12 protein-coding genes are annotated in these 19234 nt (G+C 73.9%); 3 read left to right on the top strand and 9 right to left on the bottom strand.

Features of this window, described 5'->3' with window-relative positions; genetic code table 11:
- Window positions 1-21 precede the first annotated feature (21 nt).
- From WMF24_RS41320 to WMF24_RS41295, 6 genes are all read right to left on the bottom strand, one after another.
- Window positions 22-2577, bottom strand: coding sequence for a hypothetical protein (locus WMF24_RS41320; RefSeq protein ID WP_437732955.1), 2556 nt, complete (start codon window positions 2575-2577; stop codon window positions 22-24).
- A 97-nt stretch (window positions 2578-2674) separates the two neighbouring features.
- Complete coding sequence (locus WMF24_RS41315; RefSeq protein ID WP_437732954.1) at window positions 2675-3748, bottom strand: lysylphosphatidylglycerol synthase domain-containing protein; 1074 nt, start codon at window positions 3746-3748, stop codon at window positions 2675-2677.
- On the bottom strand, window positions 3745-4488 hold the full coding sequence (locus WMF24_RS41310) for a class I SAM-dependent methyltransferase (protein WP_437732953.1): 744 nt from the start codon (window positions 4486-4488) through the stop codon (window positions 3745-3747). Before WMF24_RS41310 ends, WMF24_RS41315 begins: the two co-directional genes overlap by 4 nt.
- 7 nt (window positions 4489-4495) lie before the next feature.
- On the bottom strand, window positions 4496-7420 hold the full coding sequence (locus WMF24_RS41305) for a protein kinase domain-containing protein (RefSeq protein WP_437732952.1): 2925 nt from the start codon (window positions 7418-7420) through the stop codon (window positions 4496-4498).
- A 55-nt stretch (window positions 7421-7475) separates the two neighbouring features.
- Entirely contained in the window at window positions 7476-7907 is a 432-nt protein-coding gene (locus WMF24_RS41300) for a hemerythrin domain-containing protein (protein WP_437732951.1), read from the bottom strand.
- Window positions 7908-7988: 81 nt separating this feature from the next.
- Window positions 7989-8456, bottom strand: a complete 468-nt coding sequence (locus WMF24_RS41295) for a hypothetical protein (RefSeq protein ID WP_437732950.1) — start codon at window positions 8454-8456, stop codon at window positions 7989-7991.
- Window positions 8457-8626: 170 nt separating this feature from the next.
- Between WMF24_RS41295 and WMF24_RS41290 the strand changes: the two genes are divergently transcribed.
- The 3 genes from WMF24_RS41290 to WMF24_RS41280 all read left to right on the top strand — a co-directional run bounded on the left by WMF24_RS41290 (window position 8627) and on the right by WMF24_RS41280 (window position 15796).
- Window positions 8627-12778 carry a transglutaminase domain-containing protein gene (locus tag WMF24_RS41290; protein WP_437732949.1) on the top strand — a complete coding sequence of 1384 codons (4152 nt, stop codon included), beginning with the start codon at window positions 8627-8629 and terminating at the stop codon, window positions 12776-12778.
- Window positions 12779-13200: 422 nt separating this feature from the next.
- Window positions 13201-14679, top strand: a complete 1479-nt coding sequence (locus WMF24_RS41285) for a basic secretory protein-like protein (RefSeq protein ID WP_437732948.1) — start codon at window positions 13201-13203, stop codon at window positions 14677-14679.
- Window positions 14680-14875: 196 nt separating this feature from the next.
- Window positions 14876-15796, top strand: a complete 921-nt coding sequence (locus tag WMF24_RS41280; protein ID WP_437732947.1) for a DUF2267 domain-containing protein — start codon at window positions 14876-14878, stop codon at window positions 15794-15796.
- Window positions 15797-15810: 14 nt separating this feature from the next.
- Here the strand turns inward: WMF24_RS41280 and WMF24_RS41275 are convergent, their stop codons facing one another.
- From WMF24_RS41275 to WMF24_RS41265, 3 genes are read right to left on the bottom strand one after another with little or no spacing between them, the layout of a single operon-like run.
- Entirely contained in the window at window positions 15811-16206 is a 396-nt protein-coding gene (locus WMF24_RS41275; RefSeq protein WP_437732946.1) for a response regulator, read from the bottom strand.
- On the bottom strand, window positions 16203-17750 hold the full coding sequence (locus WMF24_RS41270; protein WP_437732945.1) for an RAD55 family ATPase: 1548 nt from the start codon (window positions 17748-17750) through the stop codon (window positions 16203-16205). The genes WMF24_RS41275 and WMF24_RS41270 overlap by 4 nt, the downstream gene beginning before the upstream one ends.
- A complete protein-coding gene (locus tag WMF24_RS41265) occupies window positions 17747-18844 on the bottom strand; it encodes a sensor histidine kinase (RefSeq protein WP_437732944.1) in 1098 nt (365 codons plus the stop codon). The genes WMF24_RS41270 and WMF24_RS41265 overlap by 4 nt, the downstream gene beginning before the upstream one ends.
- Window positions 18845-19234: the final 390 nt, after the last annotated feature.

The following is a 19234-nucleotide window of genomic DNA, read 5'->3' as shown; positions in this document are numbered from 1 at the left end:
AGCGCCCGGGCGCCCGGGCGCTCAGCCGCCCGGATCCTCCGTGTCGCCGTCCTGCGAGGGATCTGCCGGGTCCGTGAGATCCTGCCCGTTCGGCGCGTCGGCCGGCGGCGGCTCTGCGGGGGCGGCGTCGCGGCGGTTCCGCAGGTACACCGTGTAGCCCTTGAAGCGCTCCGCCGCGAAGAACGCGCCGTCCAGCTTCGGCGCGCGGCTGCGCCGCGCCGCGTCCTTTCCGAGCACCACCGCCTCCGCCGCGTCGAGGAGCGAGGCCTGCGCGGCGCTGTCGCTGGGCCACGCCTTCGCGGGCTTCGGCCCTTGGCCCTTGGGCGGCTGGAGCTTGGGGAGGATGTGGAGCGCCTCGACCGGATAGAGCCCGTCCGCGTAGCCCGGCGCGCCGAACGCCAGCACCTCGTACGGCAGCTCGTCGGGCGGCGGGGGCGCCGTCGGCATGGTCGCGAGCTGGAGGCTGCCGAAGCGGCGCTTCTCGGTCGCGTGGCGGTGGACGAGCTCGTTGAACAGCACGGCGGCCTGGAGCGTGTCCGGCGGGCGCTGGTTCGGCGGGTACAGGATGTGGGTGATACCGACGCTCCGGTAATGCTCGTAGAGCTCGCGCGGCCCCCTCACGGGCTCGTAGAAGATGAGCGACTGCCAGGCCTGGATATCGAAGATGATCTCGCGCTCGATGCCGAGCGTCGTGCGGTAGTTGCGCGCGAGGATGCGCGCGTCCGGCGGCGTCGCCTGGGTGATCGCGCGGTGATCCGCGCGGAACTTGAACCGCTGCGCGTCGCTCCATTTCTTCTCGTACGTGGAGCGGATCAGCGCGAGCGCGCGCTCCAGCCGGTTCGGGCCGGAGTAGAAGGGGACATCGCCGCTCCACACGATCTGGAAGATCACGAGCGGCACGAGCCCGAGCCGCGCGACCGTCCCGAGCTGCCAGGTGCGCACGAGCATCGCCGCCGTGGCGGCGATCGGCACCGCGAGCAGGCCCTGGAGGTACCGGTCCGCCGTGTACGTGTTGCCCCACACCCAGATGCCCGCGAACGCCGCCCAGGCCGCGAGCGCCGGCCTGCGCCGGCCGCGGATGACCAGCAGGGTCGGCAAGAGCAGCGTGAAGAGCGAGCCCATCGAGGGCACGTAGCGCGTGAACGAGTAGTGCGGGGAGAACGAGAAGGTGAAGAAGTTCCCGACCGCGATGAGCTGCCGCTCGAGCCCCTCGCCCTTGGGCAGATAAGGCTTGTTGGGGTACGCCTTCTCCATGAACTCCGCGGAGCGCGCGTGCTGCGGGTACGACCGCGTGAACACGCGCTGCGCCATCGGGTAAACGGGGTTGTTATAATAGATGGTGTTCTTGACGAAGTGCGGCGCGGCCGTGCCGAGCGCCACGCCCGACGCGATGAGCCCCGCGACGAGGACGCGGCGCGGCGACAGCAGCGGCCGCCGCCGCCCCTTCGCGGCGCGGAAGGCCGCGCGCCCGAGCAGGTACGCGGCGCGGGGCACGACGATCGCCGCCGCCATGGCGAGGTGATAGACGGCCTGGTACTTCACGAGCATCGCGCCCCCGAGGGACGCGCCGAGCAGGACGGCGTACCGCCTGTCGAAGCGCTCGGCGAAGCGCATCGACGCGAGCAGGACGGGCGCCGCGAAGAAGCCGAGGAAATGGTCCGCCGAGCCGCCGGGGTTCTGGTCCTGGACGAACAGCGACGGGAACAGGAAGAACGCCGTCCAGAGGCCAGGAATGCGCTCGCCTTGCAGCAGGTACCGCGCCAGCGCCGCGACGCCGACCACCTTCCACGCGACGAACACGAGCTCCAGGTGGAGCGCCAGCATCCACCGCTGCTCCACGATGAGCCCCGGGACGCTGAAGCCCCAGGAGTAGAGCATGCTCGCGAGGTGGGGGAAGGCGCGGTTCACGTCGCCGTAGAACGGCACGATGCGGCCGGCGCGCGCGTAGTCTTGCCCGATCGGCAGGTGATACCAGGTCGCGTCGAAGCTGATGGACTCCGGGGTCAGCGACAGCAGGTAGAGGAGCACGAGGCCCACCGCGCCGACGCCCGTCGCCGCGAGCCACAGCCAGCGCATTGCCCCCCTCGGCGTCCGCGAGGCGTCGAGATCGCCTCGCAACCGCGACAGCCAGCGCGGCAGCTCCAGCAGGCCGCCCGCGAGGAGCGCGGCCGGCAGCGCGAGCCCGTACCAGGGGCGGATCCACCCGACCGCGCCGGCGAGGTACATGCCGAACACGAAGGCGATGGAGCCGAGCGCCACGCCGAACAGGCCCTCTTCGACCGGCGGCAGGTGCGCGAGGCGGAGCGCCCGGCGCAGCAGCACGAGGCCGACACCGAGGCTGGAGAGCAGGAACAGCAGCGAATAACCCCAGAGCGGCGCGAGGCGCCACAGGAGCCAGTGCTCCACCGGGATGTGCCGGTGGACCGTGATCGCGTAACAGGCGAGGCCCGCGAGGCACGCGACGGCCGCGAAGGCGCCGCGCAGGAGCCTCGGCCGCGGCGAATCGGAGGTCAGGGCGGCGCGCACGCGAGCCAGGGGCGAGTCGGAGGTGAGGGCAGCACGCAAGCGAGCCAGCATGGCGGCGCGCATCCTAGTACCCCGTGTCAGAAATCCTGGCAGGATTTCGGGGCCGCAGACGTGCTCGTTGTGCTGCGCCGCGCGCGCGGGCGACGGGCTAGCGATCTCGGGATTCCGCCCCGCCGTGGGGCGCGTGTCGCCCGGTGAGCAGCCGCGCTGCGAGCCAGCCGCCCACGTCCACGGCGAGCGATGTGGCGCGCGAGATGACCGCGGCGCCCAGCGCGGCGGCGGGGCCCACGGCCGGGGCGAGGCCCACGGAGAGCAGCGCCTCGCGCACGCCGATGCCGCCCGGCGTGGCGAGCGCGAGGAACCCGACGATCGGCGCGAGCACGAAGAGGCCCGAGCCGCCGAGCGCCGCGGCCGGCGTCGCGCCGACGGCGAGCGCCGCGCAGGCCCCGTGCGCAGCCCAGGTCAGCCAGTACGCGGCGTGCGCGAGCGGGAGCCGCGCCGGCATGAGCGGCCCGCGCCCCTCGGTCGCGAGGAACCTGCGCACGCGCGCGGGCGCGCGGGCGCGATCCACGGTCATGAGCGCGACGAGCACGACGCCGAGGGCGAGGAGCACCGGCAGGCTCCATCGCCCGATGAACGCGCTCGCGCCCGCGACCTGCTCGCCGCCCGCCGCGAGCAGGCCGAGCCCCACGATGGCGCCGACGGCGACGAAGCTGACGAGCTCGACGGCGAACGACGACCCCACCACCGCGCCCGTCGTGCCGATGCGCGGCGCGCCGAGCATGCGGATCAGCGGGACGCCGACCTTCCCCGGGATGTACCTCGCCGCCTGCGACTCGACGTGCAGGGCGATCGCCCGCCAGCGGGGGATGGGCCGGCCGGTCAGCTCCTCGAGGAGCCAGGCCCACGCGAGCCCGAGCACGACGGCGCCCAGCGCGAGGGGCACCATCGACAGCGCCACGAACGCAGGGCGGACCTCGATGGCCTCGCCGCTCTCCCACCGGCGCGCCAGATCCCGCGCGGCGAGCCCGATGAACAGCGCCGCCGCGACGAGCATCACCGGCCGCAGCGCGGCGCGCAGCCTGGCGAGCGGGCCACCGGCCCCCAGCGGCGCGCCGGGCGCCGGCCCGGGTGGGGCCGCCGGGATCGCCGGGGGTGCGGGCGGTGCGTCTGTGGGCGGGGCGGCTGGGAGATCGGCGAGCGACGCGGGCCTGTCCTTCACGCCGGCCCGCGCCTCGCCACGCAGAAGACCGACAGCCCGAAGCTCGGCCGGTACCCGCGCGCGATGAGGTCGACCTCGGCGCCGAGCACGGCCTCGAGCGCGGCGGAGGCGAGGCCCGACTTCGGCGACGGCTGCTTCATGCTGCCCTTGCCCGGGCGCAGCTTGCGCGCGGCGCTCCAGACGGCGCGCGAGCCGACCGCGGCGGGGAAGAGGAGCTGGTTGAAGTAGGCGCACGCCTCCACGTGGAACCCGGCCGGCAGCGCGGCGCGGAAGCTGCCGGCGGTGTACCGGCGGAAGTGCTGGAGCGCGCGGTCGTGATCGCTGAACAGCCACGGGTACGCCGGCACCGTGGCGACGAAGATCCCGCCGGGGTGCAGGTGATCGTGGATCCATTGGAGCGCGGCGCGGTCGTCCTCGATGTGCTCGATGACGTCGAGCGCGCAGATCACGTCGTAGCGCCGGTCGAGCTCGAACGGGAGCGACGTGCTGTACAGCGTCCTCGCCGCGCCGGCCTTCGCGATGGCCTCCTGCCCGAGGGGGCTCACCTCGTTCGCGTCGACGTCGCCGAACTCCGCGAGAACGCTCAGGTTCTGGCCGACGCCGGCGCCGACCTCCAGGAGCTCGAGCGGCCGCCGCGCGGGGCCGAACTCGCGCACCAGATGGGCCAGCAGCCGAGCTCTCCCCTTTCTCAACCAGTCGCCGGATTCCTCGGAGTACTGCTGGTATGCCGTCGTTTCCATCCGCTCTTTATTCTGCCTGCGGGGCCGGTTCTTCCCGGGGTGAGGGCGAGTCGCTCGGCGGAGGCAGGTCCGGGAGCGGCGCGGGCGCGTCGTGGGCCTCGGCCGGCTCCGGGGCCGGGTCCGGGATCTCGATCGTCAGGTCGTCCACCCGGGTGGCCGGCTGCTGCTGCTTCCGCGGCCTCTTCGGCGGGGGCGGCGGCGGGCGTCGCTTGCGCGGCGCCGTCGAGGTCGCGGTGGCTGCCGCCGAGGGCTGCGCCGACGGGGCGGCCGACGCGGCCGGCGCCGTGTCGCTGGGCGTGGGCGCAGGCTCCGGTGCGGGCGCGGGCTCGGTCGTGACGACGGCCGGCGGCGCGGGCTCGCTCTCGGCCGCGGGCGCGCCCAGCGGCCGGAGCCGCGAGCCGAGGACCTGCCAGGCGACGACGCCGGCGAGGGCCAAGAGCGCGAGCGCTCCCCAGCGAGCGAGCCGGCGCCGGCGTGAGCCGGGGTCGAACTCCGGGAGCGCGCCCTCGTGCGCCAGCCCGCTGACGCTGGAGCCCTTCAGCCAGTTCTCCGGCGTCTGGCCGGCGCGCTCCGGCGCGACCGGGGCCGGCGCGCTCGGCGGATCGAGCGGCTGCGGCGCGTGCAGCGCGGCGGGGGGCGCGGCGGCGCTCGTGGCCGCGACCGCCGCGGCGGGCGCTCGCTCGACGCCGTCGCGGCGCTCTTCCGGCAGCAGCGCCTGGTCCGGCGGCGCGCCGGGCTCGATCGCTGCCGCCGTCGGATGGGCCGCCTGCGAGGGCGGCGCTGCGGCGATCGGCTCGGCCGGTGCGCCGGGCGCGACGAGCTCGCGGCCGGAGGGCGCCGGCTCCGCGAGGTCCGGGGACGCCGGCGCCGCGGCCGACGGCGGCGCGAGCGCCGCGGGGCCCGGGGAGGCGAGCGCCGTGGCCGCCTCGGGCTCGGGCGCCGCGGGCGAAGGCGGCTCCACCCAGGGCTCGTCCACGTCGGTGTCGAGCGGCTCTTCTTCGAAGTCCTCGACGTCGATGTCCAGCGAGGATGCGCTGTCGGCCGGCGGCCGGTGCGCTCCGCTGCGCGGAAGGGGCGTCGATCCCTGCGGGGCATCGACGCTGCCGTCCGCTGTCGCGGGCCGCGCGCCGCGCGGCAGCGGCGCGCTCGGCGGCGCCTTCGCGGAGGGCGGCAGCGGCGCGCTCGGCGGCGCCTTCGCGGAGGGCGGCAGCGGCGCGCTCGGCGGCGCCTTCGCGGAGAGCAGCAGCGGCGCGCTCGGCGGCGCCTTCGCGGAGAGCGGCAGCGGCGCGCTCGGCGGCGCCTTCGCGGAGAGCGGCAGCGGCTCGCTCGGCGGCGCCTTCGCGGAGAGCGGCAGCGGCTCGCTCGGCGGCGCGTCCGCGGCGAGCGGCAGCGGCTCGCTCGGCGGCGCCTTCGCGGCGAGCGGCAGCGGCTCGCTCGGCGGCGCCTTCGCGGCGAGCGGCGTCGTTCTGGCGCGCGGCGTCCCCGTCGAGATCGGCGCCGCCGGTTGCGGGGCGGTGTCGTTGCGCCGCGGCGGCGCCGGGGGCCGGTCGGTGAGCCGCGGCGGCGTCGCGGCTCGCTCGGTGGCCCGCGGCGGTGCCGCAGGTCGCTCGGTGGCCCGCGGCGGCGCCGGAGGCCGGTCGGTGAGCCGCGGCGGCGCCGGGGGCCGGTCGGTGAGCCGCGGCGGCGCCGGAGGCCGGTCGGTGAGCCGCGGCGGCGCCGCCGGCCGCTCGCCGAGCCGGGACGACATCGGCGCGCGCTCGCTGAGCGGAGGGCGCTCGCCGAGCGCAGGCGGCGCCGGGGGCCGGTCGGTGAGCCGCGGCGCCGCCGCCGGCCGCTCGCTCGGCCGCGCGGGGATCCTCGCGCTCGGCAGCGTCGACAGCGGGGTGGCGGCCACGCCCGGCGGGCTCGGCCGCCGCTCGGCCGCCGCCGGGCCGTCGCCGTCGGGCCCGGCCACCCGCGGCAGCGGCGGCGCCTTCGGGATCGCCGACCCGGTCGACGGCCGCGGCGGGGCCGTCGGCGGGCGCGTCGGCGCGGACCGGGGCGGCGGAGGCCGCGGCGAGCTCAGGCTGGCCGGGGCCTCGGTCGACAGATCGGCGATGCGCGCGAGCGCCTCCGCCTGGTCGCGCGCGCTGCTGAAGCGCCGCGCCGGCTCACGATCGCACGCGCGCGCGAACCACGCGTCGAACGCCGGCGGCAGCTCCGGGTTCACCCGTGAGGGGACCGGGATCTCGCCCACCGAGATCTTGATCAGCAGGTCGCCGACGCCCTCGCTGTCGAACGGGAGCTCGCCCGTCACGCACTGGTAGACGATCACGCCGAGCGCCCAGAGGTCGGCGCGGAAGTCGACCTCCCGGAGCCCCTTCACCTGCTCGGGGCTCATGTAGTGCGGCGTGCCCATGAGCGTGCCGACCGTCGTGCGCTGGGCGGCGCGCTTGCCGTGGCCCACCTTGGCGATGCCGAAGTCGAGGATCTTGACGATCTCGTCGTCCTCGTTCGCGCAGAGGAAGAAATTCTCCGGCTTGAGGTCGCGGTGCACGATGCCGGCCCCGTGCGCGCGGGTGAGCGCGCGCGCGACCTGCGTCATGATCCGCGACGTCTCCTGGAGCGTGAGGCGGCGCCTGCGCGCGAGCCGCTCGAAGAGGTCCTCGCCCTCGAGCAGCTCCATCACGATGAACGGCTGCTCCCCCTCGATGCCGTGGTCGAGGATCTGCACGACGTGCGCGCTGCGGAGCTGCGCCGCCGCCGTCGCCTCGCGCCGGAACCGCTCGCGCGCGTCCTCCTGCTTCGCCAGCTCGGGATCGATGAGCTTGACGGCGACGTGCGTGCTGAGGGCCAGGTGCTCGGCCACCCACACCGAGGCTTGCGCGCCCTGCCCCACGGGTCGGATGAGGCGGTAGCGCTCGCTCAGCACCTGACCTGCTGCGATAGACACGGCGGCAAAAGCCTACGTCGAGGGGAACAGCTGTGTCGAGTTCCTGCGCACCGTCTCAGATCTCATGACGAACCGTTTCCTTCATCAGCGCGCGCCACTCGTCATGGGTGAGCTCTGGATAAATGTAGTCGCCCTCGAAATTTGTATGGTGCAGGAGAAGCCGCGCGACCTGCGCGACGATCGCCGCGACGTCGCTGCCCTGCGCCGCGCGCGCGAGCGCCTCGGTGGCGTCGCGCACGGCGGCGTGCTGCTTCAGCGCGACCTGGACCTCCTCGGCGAGCCCGCGCGCCTGGAAATGCGGGAAGATCGCGGACTCCTCGTAGCGCATGTGGCGCTCCATGGGCCCGCGGAGGAAGGCGAGGAGGCGCTCGCGCTCGGCGCTCGCCTCGTCCGCGGAGCGCTGCGCCATGGCGATCAGCTTCCTCGCCATGTCGCGAGCGAGCTCCTCCTCCTGGAAGAGCTCGCTCACCATCCGGTCCAGTTCCATGATGCGCCGGCCCTCGTAGATCAGATCGCGCGGAGGGTCGAGCGTCGCGAGGCGATGGGGGACGGCGCGCGGCCGGCCGGCTCAGTCGCGCGCGGCTTCCCGGTCGCGCTTGGCTTCGCGGGCGCGGACGATGGAGGCGAGCCTGCCGACCACGCCGTTGGCGACCATGGTGAGCACCTGCTTTTCCAGCGCCTTTCGCTCGCTCGGCCTGCCGCCGAACGAGATGCGCGAGCGGGCGGTGGGGCCGCCGACGACGCGGCCGACGACGGTGCAGCTCACGCGGTGGACGTCGCCCCGCGTGGACGAGGTGAACTCGACGACGCGCGCGCTGAGCACGACCGAGCGCGCCTTGCCGAAGTCGGCCTTCCTCGCGGCGCTCGCGAGCAGGCCGCGCAGCGTGCGCGCCCGCTGGGCCTGGCCCTCGCCCGCGGGCACGTCGACGCTCTTCCACTCGACCTTCGTCTCGCGGGCGGAGGCCATCGCTGGCGAGGCCAGCAGCGTGGTCAGGGCCATCACCGCCGAGAGCACCCATCGTGACGCGTGCCGCATGAGAGCAGGCTAGTGGGCCGCGCGCTCGCCGGCCAAGTTCGCGCGCGGCGCCCCGCGCGCGGGGGCCGCGTTCGCGCGAGGCGGCCGCGGCCGCGCGATCTGCCGCGGCGATCGCCGCGCTCGCGCCGCGATCGGGCACGCGCTATGCCGTGGCCTGGAAGCGAGGATCGATGGAGCGGAGCTCGCCGGGGGAAGATCGACGTGGTCGGCGCGAACGACGTGATCGACGCGAACGACGCGGGGAGCGTGATCAACGCGAGGGCCGCGCCAGCGCCGCGCGTCGCGGCGGGTGGGTCGCGGCGCTGATAGTCCTCGCTGTCGCGCCCGCGGCGGGCCACGCGCAGACGCCGCGCCCGGGCGGCGCGAAGGCGGACGCGAGCGCGCCCACGGCGGGCGGCGCGAAGGCGGACGCGAGCGCGCCCGCCGCGGGCGGCGCGAAGGCGGACGCGAGCGCGCCCGCCGCGGGCGGCGAGGAGGCGCCGCGCCCGGGGAGGAAGGTCGTGCCGCGCCTGCCCGCGGCCGACGGCGCACAGGCGCCGCGCCCCGGCGGCGCGAAGGTGGAGGCGCGCGCGCCCGCTGTGGGCGGCCCGCGCGCGACAGAGAAGCGCGCGCCCATCGCGACGACGCTGCGGTGGACCGCCGCGACGCCCGACGAGATGCTCGGCGCCGCGCTGGCCCGCGCGCGGCGGGGCGGCGACGACGCGGTCGCCGGGCTCGTGATCGCGGCGGCGCTGTCCGATCGCGCGGCGCAGGGGCGCGCGCGCGAGGGCCTCGCGCAGATCGCCGCGTCGCCGTCGCCGCTCGCCGACGACGCGCGCTGGCTCGCGGCCTCGCTCGCCCCCGATCCCCCGGCCCCCACGTGGCCCGGCGCGCGCGCCGTCTCGTACGACGCGCCGCCGGACCCGTCGGGGCTCGTGAAGGCGTTCGCCATCCTGGGGCCGTTCCACGACAGCTCGGGCGGCGGGGTCGCGCGCCGCGAGGGGCCCGAGGCCGAAGGCCAGCGCTTCTCCGACATGAGCGCCCGCTACGCGTGGGGCGTGTACGACGTCGCGTGGCGGCGGGTGCTGCCCGCCGCGTCGACAGCGCGCGGCGTGCCGCTCGACCTCTACATCCACCCCCGCGCCGAGAGCTGCACGTACCTCGCCTCGCGCGTCACCGTGCCCGCCGCGCTCGATCGCAAGCCGCTGCTCGCGCACGTCGCCGCGACAGGCGCCGTGCGGCTCGCGTGGGACGGCGTCGACGTCGCCGCGAGCGACGCGGAGCACGAGCGCCTCGTGCTCGATCGCCTCGCCGCGCGCGTCGAGGCGCCCGCGGGCGATCACCTGCTCGCCCTCAAGGTGTGCACCGGCGCGCTCCCCGACGCGGGGCGGGTCCGCGTGCGCTTCACCGACGAGGCGCGCCGGCCGGTGGCGCTCGCGACCTCGTCGGACCTCACGCCGATCGCGCTGCCCCCCGCCGCGCCGTCGGCCGTGACCCCGGTCAGGACGTCGCTCGACGGGGCGCTCGACGCGGGCGCGTCGCCGGCCGTCGATCCGACGCTCACGTCCGTGGTGGCGCGCACGCTCGGGGGCGCGGACGACCAGCGGTCGCCCCGGGCGCCCGGGCTGCTCGACCGCCTGACGCGGGCGGCGGGCGTCTCGTCCGACGCGATCGCCATGGCGGGGTGGGTGTCCCCGTTCGGCGCGAACCGCAGCGGCTGGCTCGAGGCCGCGCGCGTCCGCGGCCTCGCCGAGAAGGACCGGGCCACCGCGTCGTTCGCGCAGCGCCGGCTCGTCGCCGCCCACCTCGCCTCGGACCGCGTCGACTGGGCGGCCGCCGCGCTGCGCGAGGATCCGCTGCGCTCGGCGCGCGATCCCGAGGTGCGCGTCCTCAGGGCGCTCGTGAAGAAGAAGCTCGCCGCCGGGGGGCTCACGCGCGCGGCGCTCGACGAGCTGCTCGCGGTCGAGCGCGAGCAGAAGGACAGGACCCCTGTCGTCGTGTGGCAGGAGATCGCGGCCGCGGCGCGGCTCGATCCGGCGCTCGAGCTGCGGGCCGCGCGCCGGCTCGCCGAGCTCGCGCCCGAGTCGCGGGGCGCGGGGTACGTGCTCGCGTTCGAGCACGAGGGCGGCGCCGCGCTGGAGGTGGCCGCGGCCGGGGCGCTCGCGCAGCAGACGTCGGCCGACGACGTCATCCACATCGGCCGCGCGCTCCACGGCGCGGGGCGCCTCGCGTGGGCGCGCGAGGTGCTGGCCTACGCCACGCACGTCGCGCCGAACCAGCCCGCCGCGTTCCAGGCGCTCGCCGCGGCCCGGCAGGGCGCCGCGGCCGCGCCCTGGCCGGCCCTCTCCACCGCCGCGCTCGCGCGGGCGCGCGACCTCACGCCGAGCGATCCGTTCCTCAAGGCCGAGCTCTCGTTCCGCATGGGCGAGGGCTCGGCCGGCGCGCCGGGACGGCGGCGCATGCGCGACGAGCAGCACCTCGTCGCGCCCGACGTCTTCCTCGCGCGGGCGCGCAAGGAGCCGGCGAAGAAGGGGGAGATCGCCGACCGCCAGCTCCACTGGGTGCGCGTCGTGACGTACCACCCGGACAAGCGCGTCTCGCAGCTCATGCACTACGCGCGCGAGGTCGTCATCGAGCCGCGCACCGAGCAGGATCTCTACGAGCGCGACATCCCCGCCGAGGCGGCGGACACCGAGCTGCTCTTCGCCCGCGTGCACCGCAAGGACGGCACCGTGGCGCAGCCGGACGAGCAGGGCGCGGGCGGGCAGAGGCCGTTCGTGCGCTGGCCCAAGCTCAAGACGGGCGACGTGGTGGAGGTCGCGGTGCGCTCGTGGACGCCGGGCCCCGTCGGCCGCCGCGGCGACGCGCCGTTCTACTTCATCGATTACGTCGGCTCCACCGACACGCGGCCGATCCTCTACAACGAGGTCGTCGTCGACTCGCCGAAGAGCGATCCGCTGGCGATCGACGTGCTGAACGGCAAGGCGGAGCGGGTGCTCACGTCGGAGAAGGACGGCCGCCAGGTGACGCGGTTCATCTGGGACGACCCGCCCGAGGTGCCCGAGGAGCCGCTCGCGCCGCACCTCTCGGAGGTGCTGCCGGTCGTCGTTGGCTCGACGTTCCACGGCTGGCACGACTTCCGGGAGTGGTACCGCGGCGCCGTCGCGGGGTTCACCGAGCCCGACGATCAGGTCCGCCGGCTCGCCGCCGAGCTCACGAAGGGCAAGACGACGCGCGAGCAGAAGCTGCGGGCGCTCTTCGACTTCGTGGCCGACGACATCCGCTACGTGAACTTCGTCTCGGGCGAGTGGTGGCTGCCGAACCGCCCGCAGGAGCTCCTGGCGCGCCGCCAGGGCGACTGCGACGACAAGGCGATGCTGCTGATCACGCTGCTCAAGTCGATCGGCATCGAGGCGACGGAGGTGCTCGTGCAGACGCGCTACACAGGCCAGCCGTCGCTGCTCCGGAGCGAGATCGCGGCGATCCCGGTGTTCGATCACGGCATCGCGTACCTGCCGGGCGCCGGCGGCGCGCCGGGCCTGTGGCTCGACGCGACGAGCCCCCAGAGCCGGCTCGGGCCGCTGCCGGCGATGGACGCGCGCACGCTGGCGCTGTTCGTCGACGAGGGGCCGCCGAAGATCGTGGAGACGCCGGCGAGCTCGCCGGCCGATCACGGCGTCGACGCGGCGTGGACGATCGCGCTCGGGCCGTCGGGCGCGGGCGAGCTCACGGCCAAGGAGCGGCACATCGGCGACGCGGCGTTCGAGCTTCGGTCGAACCTGGCCGAGGCCGACGCGCGCGCGCAGTGGGTCGAGCAGTACCTCGCGTACGGCTGGTTCCCGACGATCGACGTGAAGCCCAAGGTGGCGTTCCAGGCCGATCTGCCGAACGGGGCGGCGTCGCTCGAGTACGAGGCGCGCTCCGAGGGGCTCGCCCGCCGGGAGGGCGCCGAGCTCTCGGTGCCGCTCTCGGGCCCGTCCACGATGACGTCGATGCTCGCGCCGCTCGTGAAGCGCACGCTGCCGGTGGTGCTTCCGCCGAGCCTCGCGCCGCGGCACCACCACCGGACGATCACGATCGTCGCCCCCGCCGGGTACACGTTCGCCGAGCTCCCGCCCGGCGGCGACGAGGACGGCGGCGAGTTCGGCCGCGCGACGCTCTCGTTCGCGAGGGGGCCGGGCAAGAACGCGGTGGTCGTGAAGGAGCGCGTGGTCCTCGATCGATCGACCATCCCCGTGGCCCGGTACGCCGCCTGGCGGAGCTGGCTGCAGCGCGTCGACGCGCTCCAGCACCGGATGGTGCGGCTCGTGCCCGTCGCGCCGGCGAACCAGCAGGCGCCCTGACGGCCGCTGGCGCCCCCGACCACGGGGGCGCGGCGGCGAGCGCGGCGCGGGCCCCTGCCGGTGGTTGTGCCGGCGGGAAGCGGGCTCAGCCACGGCGCTCCTCGAGCGCGTGCCCCGGGCGATCCGCGCCGCGTCGAAATACCGCGGCCATGTACGATTTCGTGAAGGACGGTCCAGCCTGCCCGCATCCACGCGCGCAGAGAGACGTAGCCGGTCGCGAAAGGCGGACGGCGCAGCGGCAGCAGCCGAGGAACGGCGCTGGCGGTGCTCGATCACGGCGATGGATGGCGTGGTCGCAGGCCGATCCAGATCGCTCCGCGGGGGAGCTCCGCTCGCCGCCGGCTCGCGCGATCACCGTCAGTGCGTGGCTGGAGCGATCCGGCCCGCTCGTGCCTCGATGCACGCAAAGGATGAACAGGACAATGAACAGCCGATACAGAACGCGCACGCTGCTGAGCCGAGGAAGCCTGCTGCTGACATGCTGCGCGCTGAGCGCCTGCGCCATCGCCGGTGAGCCCGAGGACGGAGACCTGGTCGAGGCCGCCGAGCTCGCGCTGACGCAGCAGGAGTCGGTCTTCGGGTTCGAGAGCGTGTCGGATTGGACGGCGTCGGCCGGGACCCTCAGCTCCTCGACGCTCCACTCCGAGGGCACGGCCGCGATCGGCCTGAGCAACTTCACGTATTCGGAGCTGACGTCGGATGCGCTCTCCACCCTCTCGGGCGTCACCGACGAGCTCGCGCTCGACATCCGGCTCCCCTCGAGCCCGTCCTGGGGTCAGATCCAGGTGTACGTGAGCAGCCCCACGCTCGGCTACAACCGGCAGTGGGTGGGCCAGGCCTCGCTGCAGGGCCTGTCGGCCAACACGTTCAACACCGTGACGTTCGCGGTGCCCGCCACGCTGCAGAGCGCGCTCCAGCAGAGCTATTCGGATCTGCAGATCATCCTGGCGCTGAATCTCCCGTCGTCGAGCTCGGCGACCGTCGTCGACCACCTGCGCTTCGAGGGCGGCACGTCGACGCCGGCTTGCGGCGTCGGCAGCTCTTATACCCTCAACGTCACCAGCGCCACGGGGTTCGATGACGACATCCTCGAAGAGATGGTGTGTACGTTCTACTCCGTGTATCCGCTGCTCGCCCAGCGCTTCAACTCCGCTGCCGCGACCACGGTGAGCCTCAGCATCGTCCCGAACGCGTCGGACATCGCCTGGGCGGATCCGGACAACGCGGCCACGTTCTACAGGATGGAGCACATGCTCGCCAACCCGCAGGACACGGACGTCGTCGTGCACGAGATCATGCACGTCATTCAGGCCGGATACTCGGGCGTGGTCCCCGGCTGGATCATCGAGGGGACCGCCGACTACGTGCGCGACGCCTACGGCCTCGACAACGCCTCTGCGAACTGGTCCATCCCGAGCGGATGGACGTACGGGGCACACTACCTGTTCGGCTACGGTGACGCGGCGGCCTTCTTCAAGTGGATCGACGCGACGTACCGCGTGAACCAGACGCCGGTGGTCGACGCGCTCGACGACATCCTTCGCGCCGGCACGTACTCGAGCCAGACGTGGGTCAACCTGACCGGTTACGACGTCGACACGCTGTGGATGCAGTACTCGAACAACCAGGCGCCGCTGCCTGCGACGTCGGGGATCACCGTGTACGAGAACTCCAGCTTCGGGGGCAGGGCCATCGTGCTCGATCGCGGTTCGTACGAGGTGGACGACCTGAGGGCTCGCGCGATCGGGAACGACTGGATCTCCTCGATTCAAGTGCCCGCCGGCTACACGGTCACCGTGTACACCGACTCGCCCTACGCCGGCACGTCGGCCGTGTTCACCTCCGACGTGGCCTCGCTGGGTACGCTGAACGACCAGATCTCCTCGATCGTCGTGCAGTGAGCTTCTAGCGACGCTCGCTCGAGGCCATCCGGGTGGCGGCGATCCGAGGAGGGCCGCCGCCCCAGGGTGGCCGAGCGCTGCTCGGTCGGGTCGGTCTCCTCGCCGCGAGGCCGCCCGGCGGCGGCCGTTGGTACCGTTCTGGCTAACCGCTGTTCAACGCACCCACGCGCCAGCGCTACCCAGGGGAGGGATCACCATGCCGCTCGAACAGTACCGACGCCCGCGAATGATCGTACTGAGCCCGCGCTCGACCGCTTATGACGCGGTGAGGGCGATGGTCGACAACCACGTCGGCGCCGTCCTCGTCCACGATGGCCATCGCCTCGCCGGCATCGTGACCGACCGCGACGTCGCGCTCGAGGTCGTTGCAGGCGACCTCGACGCCCGCAGCACCATGCTGCGCGACATCATGTCCGATGAGCTCGCGACCCTCGAGATCGACGCGTCGGTCGACGACGCCGTGCGCATCATGCGCGATCAGGCGTGTCGACGCGTGCCGCTGACCGAGCAAGGGCGGCCCGTCGGCATCGTGACCCTGGACGACCTGCTCGCCGACGGCGCCGTCGGCGCCGAGGCCGCCGGCTCCGTCGTGCGCGCGCAGCTCGAGGTGGCCGCCCGGTTCAAGCCGGGAGGCGCGCTGCACCCCGAAGGGACCGCGCGCCCCGAGCGCTCGCGCGGCCCCGTGCGCGCCCTCACCCGGCGCAAGGCGCGCGCGGACAGCGCCTACGGCCGGCTGCTCCACGCGGTCGAGCGCCACAGCGGGCTCCAGCAGCGCGACCGCGCGGAGCTCGCGCTGCAGATCGTCCTCGGCAACCTCTGCCGCAGGGTGACGCCCCAGGAGGCGCGGCACCTCATCGCGCAGCTCCCCTCCAGGCTGCACCCGTCGCTCGATCCGTTCCTCGACGGGCCCGACAAGCGCATCACGACAGCGACCATCGAGGACGACGTCGCGCGCGAGCTGCGCATGGATCGCGAGGCCGCCGGCTTCGTTCTGCAGGCGATCTGCGAGGCGGTCGCGGACAGCGTGTCCGCCGGCGAGATCGAGGGGTTCCGCGGCCAGCTCCCGCTCGACATGAAGGACCTGTTCCCGCCGACCCCGCTGCGCCGGGCCGTCTGAGCCGCGGCGGCGCCTCAGGGGGCGGAGGGGGCCGACGCGGCCGCGGGCGCGGCGAGCAGCCTGCGGATCGTGCCGAGGAGCTTGTCGGCCGTGAACGGCTTCTTGAGCACGGCGTGCACCCTGTCGCCGAGCTTCTGGAGCAGCTCCTGGCGCTGCTCCACCGCGCTCATGATGACGATCGGCATGCCGTCGAGCCGCGGCTCGTCCTTCACGGCCTTCACCAGGTCGAACCCGCTCATGATCGGCATCATCAGGTCCACCAGGGCGAGGTCTGGGCGGGCCTCCCGCAGGTAGTCGAGCGCCTGCTTGCCGTCCGGGTACGTCACGACCGAGTACCCCTCGTCCTCGAGCAGCCCCTCGATGCACGCGAGGAGGTCTGTCTCGTCGTCCACCACGAGCACCGTCGTCACGGCTCCTCCTCGCTCTCCTGCAGCCCGGCGAGGAGCTGCGCCTGACCCGAGAGGATGCGCTCCGCCGAGCGGAACGAGCTCGCCACCTCGATCCCGCGCTCGGAGATCACGAACTCGCGGATCGACCTGTCATAGACGCTCTCTCGCATCTTCATGACCGAGATGAGCCGGTGGATCTGCGACCTGAGCTCGACGTAGCGGAGCAGGATGACGGTCTCGACCACGTTCCCGAGCTCGGGGTTGGGCATCTTGATGAGGGGCGTGAACAGATCCAGCTCCTCGGTCACCACCGTGGTCACGTCGAGCATCCTGAGCTGGTTGGTGAAGGCCGAGAGGAACCGCGGCATCCGGTCCGGGTAGACGGACGCGGCCCGGAAGCCCTCGATGCCGTCGATGAACAGCCGGCGCCGCGGCTTCGGGTCCTGGCGGAGCAGCTCGATGAGCTGCTCCGCCAGCGAGTCCATCATGTGCTCCAGCGGCGGCTGCCAGATGAGCCGGATCGTACCTTGTCGGATGTGGGTATCGAGGTCGATACCGACCTTCCTGGCCTTCTCGCAGAGCCTCGGCGGAGGCTCGTAGAAGCCGAAATAGACGCCCTCCTCGCCCCTCCTCGCCCCCTCGGCGAGGAACGAGAGCCCGAGGAGCGTCTTGCCGGTACCCGGCGCGCCGAGGAGGGCGGTCGCCGAGCCCGAGGGCAGCCCGCCCTCGATCATCGCATCGAAGCTCTCGATGCCGAAGCCCATCCGCTTGCGCTCCTCGGTCGCGCTCGCCCGCGGGCTGTCGAACTGGATCTCGGTGCGAGGGTGGATGATCATCCCGGACGCGGTGATCTCGACCTCGTGCTTGCCGCGCAGGCAGTCGCTCCCGCGGAACTTGTGGACCGTGAGCTCCCGGACGGCCCTCGGTCCGATGAGCTGGTCGGTGAGCTCGATGACGCCGTCGACGAGCGCGTTCTCGGCGTGCGACCGATCTCGCATGCTAGAGAGGAGGAACGTCGTGCAGTCGCTCAGCGTGGAGAGCCCCTGGATCTCGTGCACGAACTCGCGGTAAGCGAGCGCGCTGGGCGCGCGCTGCTCGACGCTCTCGAGCCCGTCGATCACGAGCACGTCCGTGCCGCGGCGCTCGCGCAGCGTGCGGCGCAGGAGATCGAGCAGCCCGGCGAGCCCCTGATCGCGGAGCGCCGGGTAACCGCTGATGTAATAGATGCGGTCCGGGATCATGCGCGGGTCGAAGAACTTCATCCCGCTCAGGTGGCGGATCATCTTGCTGTGCGACTCGACGAGGAGCGTCACGTAGACGCAGCGCGCGCCCGCGCTCCTCCGCACGTGCTCGAAGCAGAGCTGGTTGCCGAAGATCGTCTTTCCGCTCCCGGGCGGGCCCATGAGGGCGTAGGTCCCGTTCCGGAGGAAGCCGCCCTTCAGGATGTAGTCGAGCCTCGGAATGCTCGTCTCCAGCCGAGGGACCTCCGCGCTCGGGCCGTCGTCCGTTCGGTCGTCCGTCGAGGGCACCTGTGCGCCCGGCCTGGTTTCACGTCCCTGCGTCATGGCAGCTCCGCTGATGTCTCTGCTGTCGGCTTCTCCACGGGCAGGCGCACGACGAACGCAGCCCCGCCGCTGTCGGGCGACTCGATGGTGATGCTGCCGCCGTGCGCCTGGACGATCTCCCGCACGATGTAGAGGCCGAGCCCGAGGCTCTGCGACTTGTAGGTGGACGCGATCCGCTGGAAGGGCTGAAACACCCGGTCGCAGTCCGCCGCGGCGATGCCGGGCCCGTGATCGCGGACGGTGAGCCTGGCGGTCGCCCCCTCGCGCGCGAGGGAGACCTCGATGAGGCTTCCTCCGGCGTATTTCAGCGCGTTCGTGAGCAGGTTCTGGACGACCTGCTCGATGCGCGCGCCATCCCAGAGGCCGTGGATCGGCTCGCTGGCCGCGATCCGGACCGGCGTCCCGGCCGCGCGGGCGTGCTCGGAGAGCGCCTCGGCGGCCTCGCGCACGATCTGGAGCAGATCCTTCGGCTCGAGATCGAGCTCGAGCCGGCGGGCGCGGATCCGGGTCACGTCGAGCAGGTTCTGGACCAGGCTGGTCAGGCGATCGACCTGGCGTTGTGACATGTCGACGAGCCGGTCGAGCTCCGTGGGCGATCCATCCGTCGGGACGCGGAGCTTGACCCGATGGAGCGTGAGGAGCAGGGCGTTGAGGGGCGATCTCAGCTCGTGCGCCGCGATCGACAGGAACTCGTCGCGCGCGGCGAGCGCGGCGCGCGAGTCGTCCGTCCATCGCTGGAAGGCGGTCACGTCGACGAAGGTCAGCGCGGCGAGCTTTCGCTCGAGGTCGACGGGATCGCACCGGACGATGAGCGCGACGTCCCCGCCGCCGGTCTTCCAGTGCGTCACCAGGGGGCCGAACGCCTCACCCCGGAGGGCGCGGGCCCGCGGCCGCTCGTGGGGCGCGATCGGCGCGCCGTCGGCGTCCGTCACGTGCGGGGTCTGCCCGTCGAGGTCCTCGTAGGCGAACGAGATCTCGCGCGCCGGCGCGTTGGCGAAGGCCACCCGGCCATCCCGCCCGATCTCCATCAACACGAGCCCCACCTGGATCGCGTCCGCATTCGGTGTATCGGTGGACAGAGGCGGCCTCACCACGTTCGCTTCCTCGCCGTTGCCAGGCTCTTCGCTGGCGAGCCCGTATTGCAAGCGACGGACCGCCCAGGATCGCGGCTCGACGCGGCGCTCGCGGGCGCCGGTGCCGAGCGCGGCTGTGGCGTAACGCCATCACGCGGGGCAACTTGGCGCGTGCGGGGGGCGACGGGGCGCGATGGAGCCTGGAGCAGCGTGCTGTCATCGCCGCGCCAGCGCGTCCCGGCGCGCGGCGCGGCCGCGAGCGCGTCCTCAGCCCGCGGCCGCGCCGCGCCCGCGGGCGCGTCCTCAGCGCGCGTCCTCAGCGCGCGTCCTCAGCGCACAGCGCGACCGCGACCGCGACCGCCCTCGACGCGGGCGCCCTCGGTGCGCGATGTTGCCGCGCGCTCCGCGATC

It is taken from the genome of Sorangium sp. So ce1335, from assembly GCF_051521615.1.
Taxonomy (GTDB): Bacteria; Myxococcota_A; Polyangia; order Polyangiales; family Polyangiaceae; genus Sorangium.
The sequence above is the reverse complement of the archived record's forward strand: the minus strand, read 5'-3'. Positions and strand labels throughout refer to the sequence as shown.